Source organism: Bradyrhizobium sp. LLZ17, assembly GCF_041200145.1.
GTDB lineage: Bacteria > Pseudomonadota > Alphaproteobacteria > Rhizobiales > Xanthobacteraceae > Bradyrhizobium.
In genome coordinates this window covers 645,805-664,813 of record NZ_CP165734.1, presented here as the reverse complement: position 1 = coordinate 664,813, position 19,009 = coordinate 645,805, and the positions used below count along the sequence as shown (strand labels likewise).

Here is a 19,009-nt window from a genome sequence, read left to right as displayed (position 1 = left end):
TCAGGCCGCAGCGTTGTCACGGCGCTGCCGGCCGCCGCCACCGCCGCCCGTCTCGCCTTCGGCCATTCTCTTGTCCTGGGCCATCGGATCGTGCTCGAGGATCTCGCCCTTGAAGATCCAGACCTTGACGCCGCAGGTGCCGAAGGTCGTGAACGCGGTCGCAACGCCGTAGTCGATGTCGGCGCGCAGCGTATGCAGCGGCACGCGGCCTTCGCGGTACCATTCCATGCGCGCGATTTCCGCACCGCCCAGGCGACCCGAGCAGTTGATGCGGATGCCTTCCGCGCCGAGACGCATCGCCGACTGCACGGCGCGCTTCATGGCACGGCGGAACGCGACGCGGCGCTCGAGCTGCTGCGCGATCGATTCGGCCACCAGCGTCGCATCGAGCTCCGGCTTGCGGATCTCGACGATGTTGATGACGACGTCGGACGCGGTGATGTCCGCGACCTTCTTGCGCAGCTTGTCGATGTCGGCGCCCTTCTTGCCGATCACCACGCCCGGGCGAGCCGAGTGGATGGTGACGCGGCACTTCTTGTGCGGACGCTCGATCACGATGCGGGCGACGGCCGCCTGCTTGAGCTCCTTGTGCAGGATCTCGCGGATCTTGACGTCCTCGTGCAGCAGCTTGCCGTATTCCTGCTTGCCGGCATACCAGCGGGAATCCCAGGTCCGGTTGATGCCCAGACGCAGACCGATCGGATTGATCTTTTGACCCATCGTTTTCTCCTGCGTCCCTTAAGCCGCTGCTGCTTCGGCTTCGACCTGACGCACAATGATCGTCAGCTGCGAAAATGGTTTGTAGACACGGCCCGAGCGGCCACGGCCGCGCGGTGCAAAGCGCTTCATCACGAGACCGTTGCCGACGAAAGCCTGGGTCACGACGAGATCGTCGACGTCCAGGTCGTGGTTGTTCTCGGCATTCGCGATCGCCGACTCCAGGCACTTCTTCACGTCGACCGCGATCCGCTTGCGCGAGAACTGCAGGTCGGCGAGTGCCGCAGACGCCTTCCGGCCGCGAATGAGCTGGGCGACCAGGTTGAGCTTCTGCGGGCTCACCCGCAGCATCCGGGCGACCGCCTTCGCCTCGTTCTCGGCGAGGCTCCGTTCGCGCTTAGGTTTGCTCATCGTTTAATCCTCAAGCCTTCTTGGCTTTCTTGTCGCCCGAATGGCCATGGAAAGTACGGGTCGGCGAAAACTCGCCGAACTTGTGACCGACCATTTCCTCGTTGACCGCCACCGGCACGTGCTTCTGGCCGTTGTAGACGCCGAAGGTCAGACCGACGAACTGCGGCAGGATAGTCGAGCGACGGCTCCAGATCTTGATGACGTCGTGACGGCCGGAAGCGCGCGCGGCATCTGCCTTCTTGAGCAGAGAACCCTCGACGAACGGGCCTTTCCAGACTGAACGAACCATGTCCGGCGTTCCTTACTTCTTCCGCTTGTGGCGGCTTAGGAGAATGAATTTGTTGGTCGACTTGTTGGTGCGGGTCTTCTTGCCCTTGGTCGGCTTGCCCCACGGGGTCACCGGGTGGCGACCGCCCGAGGTACGACCTTCACCACCGCCGTGCGGATGGTCGATCGGGTTCATCGAGACGCCGCGGTTGTGCGGACGACGGCCCATCCAACGTGTGCGGCCGGCTTTGCCGATCGAGGTGTTCATGTGATCCGGGTTCGACACCGCGCCGATCGTGGCGCGGCAACGGCCGTGCACCAGGCGCTGCTCGCCCGAGTTCAGGCGGATGATCACGTAGTCCTGGTCGCGACCGACGAGCTGGGCATAGGTGCCCGCGGAACGCGCGAGCTGGCCGCCCTTCCCGATCTTGGTCTCGATGTTGTGGATGATCGTGCCGACCGGCATGTTGCCGAGCGGCATGACGTTGCCCGGCTTCACGTCGACATAGTTGCCGGCGATGATGGTGTCACCCACGGCCAGGCGCTGCGGCGCCAGGATGTAGGCCTGCACGCCGTCCTCGTATTTGATCAGCGCAATGAAGCCGGTGCGGTTCGGATCGTATTCGAGCCGCTCGACGGTCGCGGGAACGTCGATCTTGTCACGCTTGAAGTCGACGGTCCGCAGCGTCCGCTTGTGGCCGCCGCCACGGAAACGCACGGTGATGCGGCCGGTGTTGTTGCGACCGCCCGAGGAGTGCTTGCCTTCGGTGAGCGCCTTGACCGGCTTGCCCTTGTAGAGCGCCGAACGATCGACCATGACCAGCTGGCGCTGGCCCGGCGTCGTGGGATTGAATGTCTTCAGTGCCATCGTCGTGCGACCTTACAGACCGGTGGTAACGTCGATCCGGTGGCCCTCTTCGAGGGTCACGATCGCGCGCTTGGTATTCGACTGCGAGCCGAGATTGCCGCGGAAGATCTTGGTCTTGCCCTTGCGGACCAGCGTGTTGACGCTCTTGACCTTGACGTCGAACAGCTTCTCGATCGCTTCCTTGATCTGCGGCTTGGTCGCCTTCGCGGCCACCTTGAACAGGACCTTGTTGTGCTCGGACGCCAGCGTCGCCTTTTCGGTCACGACCGGGGCGACAATCACGTCGTAATGGCGGGGCTCGATGTTCTTCGTCATTTGAAGCGCGCCTCCAGCGCATCGATGGCGGCCTTGGTCAGAACCAGCTTCCGACGGCGCAGGATGTCATAGACGTTGATGCCCTGGATCGGCAGCACATCCATGTTCGGGATGTTGCGAGCGGCAGCGGCAAAACCGTTGTTGAGCTCGGCACCGTCGATGATCAGCGCGTTGGTCAGGCCGAGGCCCGAGAAGTGACCGAGCAGCGCCTTGGTCTTGGCGGCTTCCAGCGCGGCCTTGTCGATCACCAGCAGATCGCCGTCCTTGGCCTTGGCCGACAACGCATGCTTGAGCGCAAGCACGCGGACTTTCTTCGGCAAGCCGGTGGCGTGCGAACGCACCACCGGACCGAAGGCACGGCCGCCGCCACGGAACTGCGGCACGCGGGCCGAGCCGTGACGAGCACCGCCGGTGCCCTTCTGCTTGTACATCTTCTTGCCGGTGCGCCAGATCTCGGCGCGGCCCTTGGCCTTGTGCGTGCCGGCCTGACGCTTGTTGAGCTGCCACTGCACGCAACGTGCAAGGATGTCCTGGCGCGGCTCAAGGCCGAAAATGGTGTCGGAAAGCTGGACCGAGCCGGCTTCCTTGCCCTCGAGGGTCGTGACCTTCAATTCCATCTCACGCTCCCTCTTGCTGGGCCGCAGCCTCGGCTTCGCCGCCGGCAACCTTGAACTTGCCAGGCTTCGGAGCCTCCTTCGGCAGCGGCTTCTTGACGGCATCGCGCACGCGAATCCAGCCGCCCTTGGAGCCGGGAACGGCGCCTTCGACGAGGATCAGGCCGCGCTCGACATCGGTCTGGACGACGCGAAGGTTGAGCGTGGTGATGCGATCGACACCCATGTGGCCGGGCATCTTCTTGTTCTTCCAGGTCTTGCCCGGGTCCTGACGACCACCGGTCGAACCGATCGAACGGTGCGAGACCGACACGCCGTGGGTGGCGCGCAGACCGCCGAAGTTCCAGCGCTTCATACCGCCGGCAAAACCCTTACCGACCGAGGTACCGGTGACATCGACGAACTGGCCGACGACGAAGTGGTCGGCCAGGATCTCGGCACCAACCGGGATCATGGCATCCGCGGAGACGCGGAATTCCTCGACCTGCCGCTTCGGCTCCACCTTGGCGACCGCGAACTGGCCGCGCTCTGCCTTGGGCAGATACACGGTCTTGCGGCTGCCGGCACCAAGCTGGAGCGCGACGTAGCCGTTCTTCTCTTCAGTGCGGTGGGCTACGACCTGGCAATTGCCGAGCTTCAGCACGGTCACGGGGATATGTTCGCCGGCCTCTGTAAAGACCCGCGTCATCCCGACCTTTTGTGCGATCACTCCGGAGCGCATCGGCGTGCTTCCTGTTCTTTCTGTCCGCTAGGCGCGAACGTGATCCAAAAATCTTAGAGCTTGATCTCGACGTCGACACCGGCGGCCAGGTCGAGCTTCATCAAAGCGTCGACGGTCTGAGGGGTCGGATCGACGATGTCGAGCAGGCGCTTGTGAGTGCGCATCTCGAACTGCTCGCGGCTCTTCTTGTCGACGTGCGGCGAACGGTTGACGGTGAACTTCTCGATGCGGGTGGGCAGCGGAATGGGTCCGCGAACCTGCGCGCCGGTACGTTTCGCCGTGTTCACGATCTCGCGGGTCGACGTATCGAGAATTCGATGGTCGAACGCCTTGAGACGGATACGAATATTTTGGCCGTTCATTGCCGTGTCTTTCTTAGTGAGTGGCGAGTAGCGAACAGCGAATGGATTTCATCCACTCGCCACTCGCCATTCCCTATTCGCGTGATTACTCGATGATCGAGGCGACGACGCCGGCGCCGACGGTACGGCCGCCTTCGCGGATCGCGAAGCGGAGCTTCTCTTCCATCGCGATCGGCACGATCAGGTGCACTTCCATCGCGATGTTGTCGCCTGGCATCACCATCTCGGTGCCTTCCGGCAGATGCACGACACCGGTCACGTCGGTGGTGCGGAAGTAGAACTGCGGACGGTAGTTGGTGAAGAACGGGGTGTGGCGACCGCCCTCTTCCTTGGTGAGGATGTAGGCCTCGGCCTTGAACTTGGTGTGCGGCTTGACCGAACCCGGCTTCGCCAGCACCTGGCCACGCTCGACGTCCTCGCGCTTGGTGCCGCGGAGCAGCGCACCGATGTTGTCGCCGGCCTGGCCCTGATCGAGCAGCTTGCGGAACATTTCGACGCCGGTGACGGTGGTCTTCTGGGTCGCGCGCAGACCGACGATCTCGATTTCCTCGCCGACCTTGACGATGCCGCGCTCGACACGGCCGGTCACGACGGTGCCGCGGCCCGAGATCGAGAACACGTCTTCAACCGGCATCAGGAACGGCTGATCGATCGGACGCTCCGGCTGCGGGATGTACTCGTCGACGTTCTTCATCAGCTCGAGGATGGCGTCGTGGCCGAGCTTCTTGTCCGAATCTTCGAGAGCGGCGAGCGCCGAACCCTTGATGATCGGGATCTTGTCGCCCGGGAATTCGTACTTGGAGAGCAGCTCGCGGACCTCGAGCTCGACCAGTTCGAGCAGTTCCGGATCGTCCACCATGTCGCACTTGTTGAGGAACACAACGAGCGCGGGCACGCCGACCTGGCGGGCGAGCAGGATGTGCTCGCGGGTCTGCGGCATCGGGCCGTCGGCAGCCGACACGACCAGGATCGCCCCGTCCATCTGGGCAGCGCCGGTGATCATGTTCTTCACGTAGTCGGCGTGGCCGGGGCAGTCGACGTGGGCGTAGTGGCGGTTCTTGGTCTCGTACTCGACGTGCGCGGTCGAGATGGTGATGCCACGCGCCTTCTCTTCCGGCGCCTTGTCGATCTGGTCGTACGCCGTGAACGTCGCACCGCCGGTCTCGGCGAGAATCTTGGTGATCGCCGCGGTCAGCGACGTCTTGCCATGGTCGACGTGACCGATGGTGCCGATGTTGCAGTGCGGCTTGTTACGTTCAAACTTTGCTTTGGCCATTTGACTCTCCGTTCAATCGTCAGTTCGAGACCGACGACAATCAGGCAAACTTCTTCTGGACTTCTGCCGACACGTTTGCCGGCGCTTCTGCGTAGTGATCGAATTGCATGGTGAAGGTCGCGCGCCCCTGGCTCATCGAGCGCAGGTTGTTCACGTACCCAAACATGTTCATGAGCGGCACCATCGCGTTGATGACGTTGGCGTTGCCGCGCATGTCTTGACCCTGGATCTGACCGCGCCGGGAATTCAGGTCGCCGATGACCGAGCCGGTATAGTCTTCCGGGGTCACCACTTCGACCTTCATGATCGGCTCGAGCAGGACGGACTTGCCCTTCTGCAAGGCTTCGCGGAAGGCCGCGCGCGACGCGATTTCGAAGGCGAGCGCCGACGAGTCGACATCGTGATACTTGCCGTCGACGAGCTGCACCTTGACGTCGACCACGGGGAAGCCCGCCACGACGCCAGAGCTCAAGACGCTGTTGATGCCCTTTTCGACGCCGGGGATGTATTCCTTCGGCACCGCGCCGCCGACGATCTTCGACTCGAACTCGTAGCCTTTGCCGGGCTCGTTCGGCTCGACGATGATCGACACTTCGGCGAACTGACCGGTACCGCCGGTCTGCTTCTTGTGGGTGTACTTGACCTCGGCCTTCTTGGTCACGCGCTCACGGAACGCCACCTGCGGTGCGCCGATGTTCGCGTCGACCTTGTAGGTGCGCCTGAGGATGTCGACCTTGATGTCGAGGTGGAGTTCGCCCATGCCCTTGAGGATGGTCTGGCCGGACTCCTGGTCGGTCGACACGCGGAAGGACGGATCCTCCGCGGCGAGCTTCGCCAGAGCCACGCCCAGCTTTTCCTGGTCGGCTTTCGACTTCGGCTCGATCGCGATCTCGATGACCGGCTCGGGGAATTCCATCTTTTCGAGGATCACCTGCTTGTCGGGATCGCACAGCGTGTCACCGGTGCGCGCTTCCTTCAGACCGGCCAGCGCGACGATGTCGCCGGCATAGGCTTCCTTGATGTCTTCGCGGTTGTTCGCATGCATCAGCAGCATGCGTCCGATGCGCTCTTTCTTCTCGCGCGTCGAGTTCACGACACCGGTGCCGCTCTGGAGCACGCCCGAGTAGATGCGGCAGAAGGTAATGGTGCCGACGAACGGATCGTCCATGATCTTGAACGCCAGCAGCGCGAGCGGCTCCTTGTCGTCGGCCTTGCGCAAGACCTCATTGCCGCGGTCGTCGGTGCCCTTGATCGCGGGCACGTCGATCGGCGACGGCAGATAGTCGACGACGGCGTCGAGCAGCGGCTGCACGCCCTTGTTCTTGAAAGCCGAGCCGCAGAGCACGGGATAGAACGCGCCGGTCAGCACCGCCTTGCGGATCAGCCGCTTCAGCGTCGCTTCGTCCGGCTCGTTGCCGTCGAGGAAAGCAGCAAGCGCATCGTCGTCGAGCTCGACGGCGGCTTCCACCATTTTCTCGCGGTATTCCTTGGCCTGCTCGACGAGATCTTCCGGAATGTCGACATAGTCGAACTTCGCACCGAGCGATTCATCGTTCCAGACAATGCCCTTCATCTTCACGAGGTCGACGAGACCCTTGAAGTTGTTCTCAGCGCCGATCGGAAGCTGGATCGCAATCGGCTTGGCGCCGAGGCGGTCGACGATGTCGGCCAGGCACTTGAAGAAGTCGGCGCCGGTCTTGTCCATCTTGTTGGCGAAGACGATCCGCGGAACCTTGTACTTGTCGCCCTGGCGCCAGACGGTCTCGGTCTGGGGCTCCACGCCCTGGTTCGAGTCGAGCACGCAGACGGCGCCGTCGAGTACGCGCAGCGAACGCTCGACTTCGATGGTGAAGTCGACGTGGCCCGGGGTATCGATGATGTTCAGTCGCTTGCCGGCCCAGAACGCAGTGGTCGCAGCCGAGGTGATCGTGATGCCCCGCTCCTGCTCCTGCTCCATCCAATCCATCGTCGCGGCACCTTCGTGCACTTCGCCGATCTTGTGGCTCTTGCCGGTGTAATAGAGGATGCGCTCGGTCGTCGTGGTCTTGCCGGCGTCGATATGCGCCATGATACCGAAGTTGCGGTAGTCCTCGATGGCATGTTGGCGGGGCATAGGCGTTCCTTGCGAGTCCGAGTGTGTCGCCGTTACCAGCGATAGTGCGAGAAGGCGCGGTTGGCTTCCGCCATCCGGTGCACGTCTTCGCGCTTCTTGACGGCGTTACCGCGGCTGTTCGATGCGTCGAGAAGCTCCGCCGAAAGCCGTTCGGTCATCGTCTTCTCGTTCCGCTCGCGCGCAGCCGAAATCAGCCACCGAATGCCCAGCGCCTGACGGCGCACCGAACGAACCTCGACCGGAACCTGGTAGGTCGCGCCACCGACGCGGCGGGAGCGCACTTCGATCGTCGGCATGACGTTCTCGAGTGCCTGCTCGAACACGCCGAGCGGGTTCTGCTTGGTCTTGGATTCGATGAGGCCGAGCGCACCGTAGACGATGCCTTCGGCAACCGACTTCTTGCCGGCGTACATCACCGAGTTCATGAACTTCGTAATGATAATGTTCCCGAACTTCGGATCCGGCAGAACTTCGCGCTTTTCCGCTGAGTGACGACGAGACATGGATCTGGTTCCCGCTTACTTCGGACGCTTGGCGCCGTACTTCGAACGACGCTGCTTACGGTTCTTGACGCCCTGGGTATCCAGAACGCCGCGGAGGATGTGGTAGCGCACGCCGGGCAAATCCTTGACGCGACCGCCGCGGATCATGACCACGGAGTGCTCCTGGAGGTTATGGCCCTCGCCCGGGATGTAGCCGATCACCTCGAAGCCGTTGGTCAGGCGCACCTTGGCGACCTTACGAAGCGCCGAGTTCGGCTTCTTCGGGGTCGTGGTGTAGACGCGCGTGCAAACGCCGCGCTTTTGCGGCGACTGCTGCAGCGCCGGCACCTTCTTGCGCGACTTCTGCACTTCCCGCGGTTGTGCGATCAGCTGGTTGATCGTCGGCATTCTGGCCTTCACCCTTTTTCTGCCGCGGCCCGTCACCGGGTCCGCAAATTCTTCTCAAGCTACCCGCCCGACGAGGCCGCCATGCACGGAACAACCGCACAAAGCGAAATCGCGCCAACCACTCATCACTGAGCGGAAAGCGCTTCGACGCCACAGAGGACCGCGATTCTTGAGCTGATCAGCGAAATGCCGCAGCCCACGCACCGAGGTCATGCATCCGAGTTCGATCTCAAGAGAACATGCTCAAGAGAACTAAAACGCCTGGCATTGCCTAGCTATGATCGACAGCGTTTGAGCGGCATTCGTCGAGGTTGGTGCCTGCCAGGCGACCCCGAGGGGGTCAGGCAGGTGCTCCGTACCGACGCTGGCGATGCTCACCGCCTGTCGTTAAGTGATGCGCTTTCTATAAGTCGGAATCAGTCGAGTCAAGGTGAAACCACAGTCAGGAGCGCAGCTTGCGCCGGAGCCACACCGCGTTTGGCGCCCCTCCCCGCACACCCTACCGACATAGTGAGCCGCGGCCTCTTCACCAGCCCAGATGCACATTATACCCGGATGAAATATACTTTTATAACCGCTACTAAGGCTTTTTTTCCTCTTCGAGCGTCAATCTACCCGTTCGGCAGAGATTTGCGTCATGCGGTACACCGACATTGCGATCATCGGCGGAGGGCTCGCCGGCTCGACGGCCGCTGCAATGCTCGGCCGCGCCGGTATTTCGACGGTGCTGATTGATCCGCATGCCACCTATCCGGCCGATTTTCGCGTCGAAAAACTCAGCGGTCACATCCAAATCGAGCGATTCGCGCGCACTGGAATTGCCGAGTCAGTGCTGCGCCACGCGACTTTTGCCGGCGAGAACTGGATCGCGCGATTCGGTCGCCTGCTCGACAAGGCGCCGAGCCGGCAGTTCAACATTCTCTACGATTGCCTGGTCAACGTCATCCGCGACGAGATCCCCGAGAACGTCGAGCGCGTCTGGGCCAAGGCGGTGTCGATCGAAACAAGCCCGGAGCGGCAGAGAATCACCCTTGCCAACGACGCGACGATCTCCGCCCGCCTGGTCGTGCTCGCGAACGGATTGAACGTCGGCCTGCGCCACCAGCTCGGCATCACGCGAAACATCGTCAGCGCCTGCCATTCGATCTCGATCGGGTTCGACATCGTGCCAACGGAGCGGACCTCGTTCGATTTCCCGGCGCTGACCTATTTCTCGGAGCGGCCGAGCGACCGCATCCCCTACATCTCGCTGTTTCCGATCGGCCCGCGGATGCGCGCCAATTTGTTCGTCTACCGCGGCTTCGACGATCCCTGGCTGCGCGAGCTACGCCGGGCGCCGGCTGCGACACTGGATGCCGCCCTGCCGCGGCTCAAGCGTATCACCGGCCCGTTCGACATCGCCGGCGAGATCAGGATCCGCCCAGTTGATCTCTATGTGAATGACGCCAGCCATCAGCCTGGCCTGGTGCTGGTGGGTGATGCCTTCTCGACCTCCTGCCCGGTCGCCGGCACCGGCTGCGACAAGGTGTTCACCGACGTCGAACGGCTTTGCAGCGTCTACATTCCGCAGTGGCTGGCCTCCGATGGGATGGACGCGGACAAGATCGCCACCTTTTATGCCGATCCGGTCAAGCGGGCCTGCGATGAATGGTCGGTGGCAAAGGCGTTCGACTTCCGCTCGGTTTCGATCGCGACCAGCCCCTACTGGATGGCGCAGCGCTGGGCGCGCTTCTTTGCGTGGTCGGCCCAGGGATTATTGCGGCGGCTTGGCGGCGTGATCCATCTGGAGCCGAACTTCCTCGGTCACTCCTCCTCCTCGTCGTCCTCGTCCTCATCATCCTCGTCGAGATCGTCGTCACTGTCGTCCTCGGCGTGAGCCGGAGCGCCGTGCGGCTGATGGGTCTGATCGTCCCACAGCTTGCGATAAGTGCCGTTCTTGCTGAGCAGCTCGGCGTGCGAGCCGCGCTCGATCGCCCGGCCCCCTGAAATCACGATGATCTCGTCCATCTCCACCACCGACGTCAGGCGGTGGGTCGACCAGATCATGGTGCGCCCCTTCGCAACCTTCAGCAGCGTGCGGTTGATCGCCGCTTCCGTGGTCTGGTCCAGCGCCGAGGTCGCTTCATCGAGCAGCAGCACGGACGGATTGCGGATAATCGCGCGTGCGATCGCGATGCGCTGGCGCTGGCCGCCCGACAGGGTATCGCCGCGCTCGCCCACCGACGTGTCGTAGCGCTGCGGCAGGCTCACGATGTAGCGGTGGATCTCGGCCTTCCTGGCCGCCTCCTCCACCTCCTCGTCGGTCGCGCCCTCCTTGCCGAGGCGGATGTTCTCGCGGATCGACATGTTGAACAGCATGTTCTCCTGGAACACGACGGCCATGCTCCGGCGCAGCGATTCCAGCGTCACCTTGCGGACATCGACACCGTCGATGGTGAGGCGCCCTTCGTCCGGCACATAGAGGCGCAGGATCAGATTGAGCAGCGTGCTCTTGCCGGAGCCGCTGGGGCCCACGATGGCGATTCGTTTGCCGACGTCGAGCTTGAGGCTGAGATTGTCCAGCACCGGCGTCTGGCTGCCTTCGTACCGGAAGGTCACACGGTCGAAGGTGATGTCGTGGCTGATGCGCGGCAGATCGGGCGCGCCGGGACGATCGGCGCCGCGCGTCGGCTCGTCCAGGAGTTCCTGGATGTGGCGGACGGCCGCGGCCGAGGAGATCGAGACCGGGATGAAGTGCATCACGTGGGCGATGTTGTAGGACACCTCCCAGAATGCGCTCTCGAAGGTCACGAAGGTGCCGATGGTGATCTGGCCCTTGGTCGCGAGATAGGCACCGATCGCGAGCACGACGAGGTGCAAAAGCAGCACCGAGATGGTGACGGTGCGCTCCACCATGGTCGACAGGAACGCCGCCGACGCCATCCTGTTGCGGGTCGCATCGTTGCGGAAAGTGAAGAAGCCGAACATCCTGCGTTGCAGGCTGAACGCCTTGATCACGGCCTGGGCCGCCACGTTCTCCTGCACCATGCCGAGCAGCGCGGATTCGTTGAGCTTCTGCTCGTAATTGGCCTGCACCGCATGCGGCGTGAGCATGCGGGGGCCGATCAGCGTGATCGGAAACACCAGCAGCGCGACCAACGCGAGCTGCCAGTTGAGGAAGAACATCAGGATGATGCCTGCGATCAACTCCAGGAGCGGCAACGCCGCGCTGTTGGCGAAGCTCTTGACCGAGCCCTCGAAGGCGGCGAGGTCGACGGAAAAGCGCGACAGAATCTCGCCGCGCTTGGTACGCCCGAAATACGCCGCCGGCAGGTCCTGAACGTGCTCGAACAGCCGCTTGCGGACGTCGGAGATGACGCAGGCGGCTAACCGCGCGTCCCAGCGCTCGTACCAGACCGCCACGATCGAGGTGAAGATCCCCGCGACCGCGAGCACGCCGAGGATCTTGTAGAGCGCCTGGAAATCCTCCTCGCCGAGCGCGTCGTCGATCAGGAATTTCAGGCTGAGCGGCATGATGACGTTGAACAGCGTCTCGATCAGTACGCCGAACGCCACGTACGCCAATATCCGCTTGTAATTGGCGAGATGGGGTTTGACGAAACCCCAGATGGTTGCGAGCGCGCCGGCGGCTTCGCGGGCGGTAAAGACGACGAGGTCTTCGTCCTCATCCTCGTCGTCGAGCTCCAGCTCGTCGTCCTCGTCTTCGTCGTCCTCTTCAAGGTCGGGGCTTTCGACCGCGGCGATCTTCTGTTCCAGCTCTGCCGCCTCTTGCGCGGCGAGCTTCTGTTTGTCGGGAGAGAGAGGCCTGGACGCCATGAAACCAACCGATGCTGACGGCCGGCATGACCGCAGAGAAAAGGAGAGAAATAGCGGAAAGCCGCTACTGCACCGATTCTATGCGATCAGGGTGAATTCGGCAAAGCAATTGGACGAGCTCATCCGATCTCAAACGGCTAGTCTTCGTCCTCGATCTTGTCGAAGAAGGAATAGCGCAAGCTGTCGGCGTCGGCATACCACTGGCCGGGGCCCTTGTTCGCGGCAAGCGTCGCCTCCCAGAGCGCGTCGGTGCAGTCCTTGCGGTGCATCGCAAGGTCGAAGCCGTTGCCGAAGAACAGCTCGGACCATTCCCACCAGGTGCCGAGCTTCTTGACGCCGCGCAACAGGTCGTAACGGTCGATCAGCGCCGGTGCCATGTCGGACGTGATCGAGCCGAATACGAGGCCGGTCTTGACCACGCGGTTCAGCTCGCGGATCGCACGGACCACCTGCTTCGGGGAAATATGACAGAGGCTGGTCTCGAACACGAAGTCGAACGCACCGTCCTTGAACGGCATGTCGGTGATCGAGCCGAGCTTGTTGTACTTCTTCAGCGCCTTCGGCGTTTTGGCGTGGATGGCGCGGTTGTTCTCGATCCCGAAGGCATCGAACCCGCGTTCGCGGAGCGCGCCGACCAGCTCGCCGCTCGCCGAGCCCGCGACCAGCAGCTTGGCACCCTGCGCCTTGCCCCAGACGATGCCGATCAGCTTCGTCAAATAGTCGGGATCGGTGAAGCGCTGCCACGCTTCGCTGTAAGGTCCCTGGCCGCGATAGTTCTCGAAATAGTCGCGGTCGATCTTGTCCGACAGCGGCTTGGCGTCCTGGCTGCGCACGCGGCGCAGGCGCATCATCTCGGTCAGGATGATGTCGGTCGCCGCATCCGAGGAGTCGAGCAGACCGTTCAGTGTCGAATCGAACAGATAGTCGCCGACCACCACGATGCCGGGATGTTCCTTCGGCTCGGGCCGGTGATTGGTCATGACGTCGCGCACGGGCAGGCCGCCCGGTATAGCGTTCACCGAGGACAGCCAGCGATGGATCTTGCCTTCCATGAAATGCGTGCGCGCATTCCCGAGGGAAGCCGGCAGCGATTTCAGCGCGGCGTCGATCAGCTCCTGGTCAGACAAATTGGCGAAGGCGAGCGCATCGGAACCGGGAATCAGCCAATTCAGCACGCCGTGCTTGCCGACGTCGTGGCGTGCGCCCTCGTTGTAGACGCAGCAGCCGCCAAAGGCTTCCGACATGAACCAGGCGCCGGAAATCTTGTCGCCCCAGAATGGGGAATCGAACAGGATCGAGACGCGCAAATAATGCGCCGGCCGGTCGAAATAGGAGACGTGCTTGACCATCGACTTGCGAAGCTGCTCGCCCTCCCAGCCCATGGTCGCGAGCCATGAATGCGGCAGGCAGACCAGCACGAGATCGAAGTCGCGCGTCTCCGGTCCCTTGCCGTTCATCATCTTGAGCTGATAGCGCCCGGTCGGCGCCTTGCCGACGGCGAGCACACGGTGATTGAGCTGGATGTCGGCATCGACCTCCGACTGGAGGCACTCGATGATCTGCTCGTTGCCGTTCTGGATGGAGTAGAGGCCGATATAGCCGTCGACATCCATCAAATAATTCTTGAGCGCGTTGAGCCCGTTGGTGTTGTGGCTCTCGGTGGCGATATCGGAGCGCGCCATCACCTTGAAAAATCGTTTTGCGGTCTCGTCCTCGACCTCCTCGTCGAGCACTTGCTCGGCCGTCTTGTAGGCCCAGGGGTTCTCGTTGTCGTGCGCGCCGACGCCTTCGTAGTACTCGATCGGCGACATCTTCTCGGCACAACGTTGGCGGAACGCCTCGATTGCGGCCGCAGTCTTCGCGCCGTATTTGCGGCGCATGCCGGCGACGTCGTTGAGGAGCTCGCCGCCGAACTGCACCTGCTCGGCGTCCATCGGAATGGTTTGCAAGCCAAAATGCTGGATCAGCTCGCGCAACGGGTCGGGCCCGGTCATCGAGTAGTCGTAGATCTCCGCAACGCCCGCCTCGTACATTGCGGGTGCGGAATCGAATTTGCGCGTGACGATCTTGCCGCCGAGCCGGTCGGAGGCCTCATAGATCGTGATGCGGCAGAGGTCGCCGAGCTTACGCTTCAGATACCAGGCGCTCATCAGCCCGCCGGGGCCGCCGCCTACGATTGCGAGATCAAGCATGTCAGTTCCGTGGTCTCCGGCCCTGCCCCCCGCGGGACCACCGGTCTAAGCTCCCTAGCAGAAGCGCTTTTGCGCCTGAAGGAAAGATGAACAAAGGTTGGCGCCGCAACGCAACAGGCAAACAAAGCAGCAAAAAGGCCGGCTTGCGCCGGCCTTTTCATTGTCCTCGGTATTCTTACGGATGAACCATTATTCCGCGGGCGGCAGCGCCATCGGCTCCACTTCCGGCGCCGGCGGCACGACGGCAGCCTGCTTCTCGCGCTCGTCGAGGATCATCTTGTCGCGCTTGACGGCGACTTCGCGGATCTTGGCCATGGAGGCGCCGGTGCCTGCCGGGATGAGCCGGCCGACAATGACGTTCTCCTTGAGACCTTCGAGCGGATCGACCTTGCCGTTGACCGCCGCTTCCGTGAGGACGCGGGTGGTCTCCTGGAACGAAGCCGCCGAGAAGAAGGAGCGGGTCTGGAGGCTCGCCTTGGTGATGCCGAGCAGAACCGGCGTACCCGTGGCGATCTTCTTGCCCTCTTCCCTGGTCTTCTCGTTGATCTGGTCGAACTCGATCTTGTCGATCTGTTCGCCCGAAATCATGTCGGTGTCGCCCTGGTCGGTGACTTCCACCTTCTGGAGCATCTGACGGACAATCACCTCGATGTGCTTGTCGTTGATGAGCACGCCCTGGAGCCGGTAGACCTCCTGGATTTCGTTGACCAGATAGGCCGCGAGCTCTTCGATACCCTTGACCGCCAGGATGTCGTGCGGTGCCGGGTTGCCTTCCACGATGAAGTCGCCCTTTTCGACGACGTCGCCGTCCTGAAGGTGGATGTGCTTGCCCTTCGGGATCAGGTACTCGCGCGCCTCGTCGGTCTTGTCCATCGGCTCGATCGAGATGCGACGCTTGTTCTTGTAGTCGCGTCCGAACCGGATGGTGCCCGCGATCTCGGCGATGATCGCCGCATCCTTCGGACGCCGTGCCTCGAACAGTTCCGCCACCCGCGGCAGACCGCCGGTGATGTCACGCGTCTTGGCGCTTTCGGTCGAGACACGGGCGAGGATGTCGCCTGCCTGGACCTTGGCTCCGACGTCGACCGACAGAATGCCGTCGACCGACAGCATGTAGCGGGCATCGCCGCCACGGGCGAGCTTGAGGACCTTGCCGTCCTTGCCCTTGACCACGATGGCCGGACGCAAATCCGCGCCGCCGCGCTGCGAGCGCCAGTCGATGACCACGCGCTTGGCGATACCGGTGGCTTCGTCCAGCGTTTCCGTGATCGACTGCCCCTCGACCAGATCCTCGAAGCCGATGGTGCCCTCCACTTCCGTGAGCAACGGACGGCTGTAGGGATCCCACTCGGCGATGCGCTGGCCGCGCTTGACCGTGTCGCCTTCGTCGACATGCAGGCGCGAACCGTACTGAATACGGTGCGTCGCACGCTCCGTGCCGTCGGCATCGACGATCGCGACCACCATGTTGCGCACCATCGCAACCAGATGGCCTTCGCTGTTGCGGGCGATGGCCTTGTTCCTGATCACGATCTTGCCGTCGAAGTTGGATTCGACGAACGATTGCTCGTTGAGCTGCGCCGCACCACCGATGTGGAAGGTGCGCATGGTGAGCTGGGTACCCGGCTCGCCGATCGACTGCGCCGCGATGACGCCGACCGCTTCACCGTGGTTGACCGGCGTGCCGCGAGCAAGATCGCGGCCGTAGCACTTGCCGCAGATGCCGTTGACGAGCTCGCAGGTCAGCGCCGAGCGGATCTTCACCTCCTGGACGCCGCCCTGGTGGATGGCATCCAGATGGCTCTCTTCCATCAGCGTACCGCGCTTGATGATCACCTTGCCCGAGCTGTCACGCACGTCTTCGCAGGCCGTGCGTCCGAGGATGCGCGAGCCGAGCGAAGCGACCACGGTGCCGGCATCGACGATGGCGCGCATCTTGATGCCGAGCTTGGTGCCGCAATCGTCCTGCGTGATGATGCAGTCCTGCGCCACGTCGACGAGACGCCGCGTCAGGTAGCCGGAGTTCGCGGTCTTCAACGCGGTGTCCGCGAGGCCCTTGCGGGCGCCGTGGGTCGAGTTGAAGTACTCGAGCACCGAGAGGCCTTCCTTGAAGTTCGAGATGATCGGCGTCTCGATGATCTCGCCCGACGGCTTGGCCATCAGGCCGCGCATGCCGGCGAGCTGGCGCATCTGCGCCGGCGAACCGCGCGCACCGGAGTGCGCCATCATGTAGATCGAGTTGATGTCGGCATCCGCTCCGCTTGCCGTCTTCTTGGTGGAGGAGATCTCCTTCATCATCGCCTTGGCGATTTCCTCGGTCGCCTTCGACCAGGCGTCGACAACCTTGTTGTACTTCTCGCCGTGGGTGATCAGACCGTCGTTGTACTGCTGCTCGAAATCCTTCGCCAGCGTACGGGTGGTATCGACGATCTTCCACTTCGAGTGCGGCACGACCATGTCGTCCTTGCCGAACGAGATGCCGGCTTTGAACGCGTTGTAGAAGCCGAGCGCCATGATGCGGTCGCAGAAGATCACCGTCTCCTTCTGACCGCAGTGACGGTAGACCTGGTCGATCACGCCGGAGATTTCGCGCTTGGTCATCAGCTTGTTGATGATCTCGTACGAAATTCTCGGGTTCTTCGGCAGCAGATTGCCGAGCATGACGCGACCTGCGGTGGTCTCGATCCAGCGCGTCGAGACCTTGCCGGTCTCGTCCATGCCCTGCCACCGATACTTGATCTTGGTGTGGAGGTGGATGACCTTCGCGTGCAGGGCATGCTCGAGCTCGGCCATGTCGCCGAACCGCTTGCCCTCGCCGGGCAGGCCTTCACGCATCACCGAGACGTAATACAGACCAAGCACGATGTCCTGCGACGGCACGATGATCGGCTGACCGTTGGCCGGATGCAGGATGTTGTTGGTCGACATCATCAGGACGCGCGCTTCCAGCTGCGCTTCGAGCGACAGCGGAACGTGCACGGCCATCTGGTCGCCGTCGAAGTCGGCGTTGAACGCGGCGCAGACCAGCGGATGAAGCTGGATCGCCTTGCCCTCGATCAGCACCGGCTCGAACGCCTGGATGCCGAGGCGATGCAGCGTCGGGGCGCGGTTCAGGAGCACCGGATGCTCGCGGATCACCTCGTCCAGGATGTCCCAGACCTCGGGCCGTTCCTTTTCGACCAGCTTCTTCGCCTGCTTCACCGTGGTGGACAGGCCCTTGGCGTCAAGCCGCGAATAGATGAACGGCTTGAACAGCTCGAGCGCCATCTTCTTCGGCAGGCCGCACTGATGCAGGCGCAGCTCGGGACCGACCACGATCACCGAACGGCCCGAATAGTCGACGCGCTTGCCGAGCAGGTTCTGGCGGAAGCGGCCCTGCTTGCCCTTGAGCATGTCGGCGAGCGACTTCAGCGGACGCTTGTTGGCGCCGGTGATGACGCGGCCACGGCGGCCGTTGTCGAACAGTGCGTCGACGGCCTCCTGAAGCATGCGCTTCTCGTTGCGGATGATGATGTCCGGCGCGCGCAGCTCCATCAGCCGCTTCAGGCGGTTGTTGCGGTTGATGACGCGGCGATAGAGGTCGTTGAGATCCGACGTCGCGAAGCGGCCGCCGTCCAGCGGCACCAGCGGACGCAGATCCGGCGGGATCACCGGGACCACGGTCAGGATCATCCATTCCGGCTTGTTGCCGGAATGGCGGAACGCCTCGACGATCTTCAGGCGCTTGGCGAGTTTCTTGTGCTTGATGTCGGAGTCGGTCTCCTGCATCTCCGCGCGCAAGCTCAATTCGAGCTTCTCGAGGTCCATGCCCTTGAGCAGCTCGCGGATCGCTTCCGCGCCGATCATGGCGGTGAAGGAATCCTGGCCGTACTCGTCCTGCGCCTTCAGATACTCGTCTTCCGACAAGAGCTGACGGTCCTTCAGCGCGGTGAGGCCCGGCTCCAGCACGACGTAATATTCAAAGTAAAGGATCCGCTCGAGATCCTTCAGCGTCATGTCCAGCAGCAGGCCGATGCGCGAGGGCAGCGACTTCAGGAACCAGATATGGGCAACGGGCGCCGCGAGCTCGATATGGCCCATGCGCTCGCGCCGGACGCGCGACAGCGTGACCTCGACCGAGCACTTCTCGCAGATGATGCCCTTGTACTTCATGCGCTTGTACTTGCCGCACAAGCACTCGTAATCCTTGATCGGCCCGAAGATGCGCGCGCAGAACAGGCCGTCGCGCTCGGGCTTGAAGGTACGGTAGTTGATGGTCTCCGGCTTCTTGATCTCGCCGTACGACCAGGACAGAATCTTCTCGGGGCTCGCGATCGAAATCCGGATCTGGTCGAAGACCTGAGCCGGCGTCGTCGGGTTAAAGAGATTCATAATTTCTTGGTTCATCGTCTTCTCCTCGCGTGCCGGTCGCCTCCGGCAGCAAATTCGAAAATCACTATGCGGGGCG

At 62.8% G+C, this 19,009-nt stretch carries 16 protein-coding genes; 1 reads left to right on the top strand and 15 read right to left on the bottom strand.

The genetic code is table 11. The annotated features are described in order from the left end of the window. From rpsC to rpsL, 12 genes are all read right to left on the bottom strand, one after another. Positions 1-720: a 30S ribosomal protein S3 gene (gene rpsC, locus AB8Z38_RS03240; protein ID WP_369723107.1), complete on the bottom strand. Its 720-nt coding sequence runs from the start codon at positions 718-720 to the stop codon at positions 1-3. A gap of 18 nt (positions 721-738) precedes the next feature. Beyond that, a complete protein-coding gene (rplV, locus tag AB8Z38_RS03235) occupies positions 739-1,128 on the bottom strand; it encodes a 50S ribosomal protein L22 (RefSeq protein ID WP_369723106.1) in 390 nt (129 codons plus the stop codon). Between the two features lie 10 nt (positions 1,129-1,138). Continuing rightward, positions 1,139-1,417: a 30S ribosomal protein S19 gene (rpsS, locus tag AB8Z38_RS03230; protein ID WP_008136357.1), complete on the bottom strand. Its 279-nt coding sequence runs from the start codon at positions 1,415-1,417 to the stop codon at positions 1,139-1,141. A gap of 12 nt (positions 1,418-1,429) precedes the next feature. Beyond that, positions 1,430-2,263, bottom strand: a complete 834-nt coding sequence (rplB, locus tag AB8Z38_RS03225; protein ID WP_369723105.1) for a 50S ribosomal protein L2 — start codon at positions 2,261-2,263, stop codon at positions 1,430-1,432. A 12-nt stretch (positions 2,264-2,275) separates the two neighbouring features. After that, the gene (locus AB8Z38_RS03220) at positions 2,276-2,578 is read right to left on the bottom strand and encodes a 50S ribosomal protein L23 (protein WP_247436933.1); all 303 of its coding nucleotides are present in this window, start codon (positions 2,576-2,578) and stop codon (positions 2,276-2,278) included. Continuing rightward, on the bottom strand, positions 2,575-3,195 hold the full coding sequence (rplD, locus tag AB8Z38_RS03215) for a 50S ribosomal protein L4 (protein ID WP_369723104.1): 621 nt from the start codon (positions 3,193-3,195) through the stop codon (positions 2,575-2,577). Before rplD ends, AB8Z38_RS03220 begins: the two co-directional genes overlap by 4 nt. A gap of 1 nt (position 3,196) precedes the next feature. Further along, positions 3,197-3,913 (bottom strand): 50S ribosomal protein L3, encoded by a 717-nt coding sequence (rplC, locus tag AB8Z38_RS03210; RefSeq protein WP_369723103.1) that lies wholly within the window; start codon positions 3,911-3,913, stop codon positions 3,197-3,199. 53 nt (positions 3,914-3,966) lie between these two features. Next, entirely contained in the window at positions 3,967-4,275 is a 309-nt protein-coding gene (gene rpsJ / locus AB8Z38_RS03205; RefSeq protein WP_002712302.1) for a 30S ribosomal protein S10, read from the bottom strand. Positions 4,276-4,360: 85 nt separating this feature from the next. Continuing rightward, a complete protein-coding gene (tuf, locus tag AB8Z38_RS03200; RefSeq protein WP_129268061.1) occupies positions 4,361-5,551 on the bottom strand; it encodes an elongation factor Tu in 1,191 nt (396 codons plus the stop codon). A 40-nt stretch (positions 5,552-5,591) separates the two neighbouring features. Continuing rightward, complete coding sequence (gene fusA, locus AB8Z38_RS03195; protein ID WP_369723102.1) at positions 5,592-7,664, bottom strand: elongation factor G; 2,073 nt, start codon at positions 7,662-7,664, stop codon at positions 5,592-5,594. A 32-nt stretch (positions 7,665-7,696) separates the two neighbouring features. Next, positions 7,697-8,167: a 30S ribosomal protein S7 gene (rpsG, locus tag AB8Z38_RS03190; protein WP_045008219.1), complete on the bottom strand. Its 471-nt coding sequence runs from the start codon at positions 8,165-8,167 to the stop codon at positions 7,697-7,699. 15 nt (positions 8,168-8,182) lie between these two features. Continuing rightward, positions 8,183-8,554: a 30S ribosomal protein S12 gene (gene rpsL, locus AB8Z38_RS03185; RefSeq protein ID WP_007603006.1), complete on the bottom strand. Its 372-nt coding sequence runs from the start codon at positions 8,552-8,554 to the stop codon at positions 8,183-8,185. Positions 8,555-9,191: 637 nt separating this feature from the next. Between rpsL and AB8Z38_RS03180 the strand changes: the two genes are divergently transcribed. After that, complete coding sequence (locus AB8Z38_RS03180) at positions 9,192-10,430, top strand: FAD-dependent oxidoreductase (RefSeq protein ID WP_369723101.1); 1,239 nt, start codon at positions 9,192-9,194, stop codon at positions 10,428-10,430. On the opposite strand, the gene AB8Z38_RS03175 is transcribed toward AB8Z38_RS03180, so the two are convergent. The 3 genes from AB8Z38_RS03175 to rpoC all read right to left on the bottom strand — a co-directional run bounded on the left by AB8Z38_RS03175 (position 10,358) and on the right by rpoC (position 18,948). Continuing rightward, on the bottom strand, positions 10,358-12,370 hold the full coding sequence (locus tag AB8Z38_RS03175) for an ABC transporter ATP-binding protein (RefSeq protein ID WP_369723100.1): 2,013 nt from the start codon (positions 12,368-12,370) through the stop codon (positions 10,358-10,360). The two genes, AB8Z38_RS03180 and AB8Z38_RS03175, sit on opposite strands and share 73 nt — an antisense overlap. Positions 12,371-12,507: 137 nt before the next feature. After that, positions 12,508-14,562 carry an FAD-dependent oxidoreductase gene (locus tag AB8Z38_RS03170; protein ID WP_369723099.1) on the bottom strand — a complete coding sequence of 685 codons (2,055 nt, stop codon included), beginning with the start codon at positions 14,560-14,562 and terminating at the stop codon, positions 12,508-12,510. Between the two features lie 189 nt (positions 14,563-14,751). Further along, positions 14,752-18,948 carry a DNA-directed RNA polymerase subunit beta' gene (gene rpoC / locus AB8Z38_RS03165; protein ID WP_369723098.1) on the bottom strand — a complete coding sequence of 1,399 codons (4,197 nt, stop codon included), beginning with the start codon at positions 18,946-18,948 and terminating at the stop codon, positions 14,752-14,754. Between the last annotated feature and the right edge of the window lie 61 nt (positions 18,949-19,009).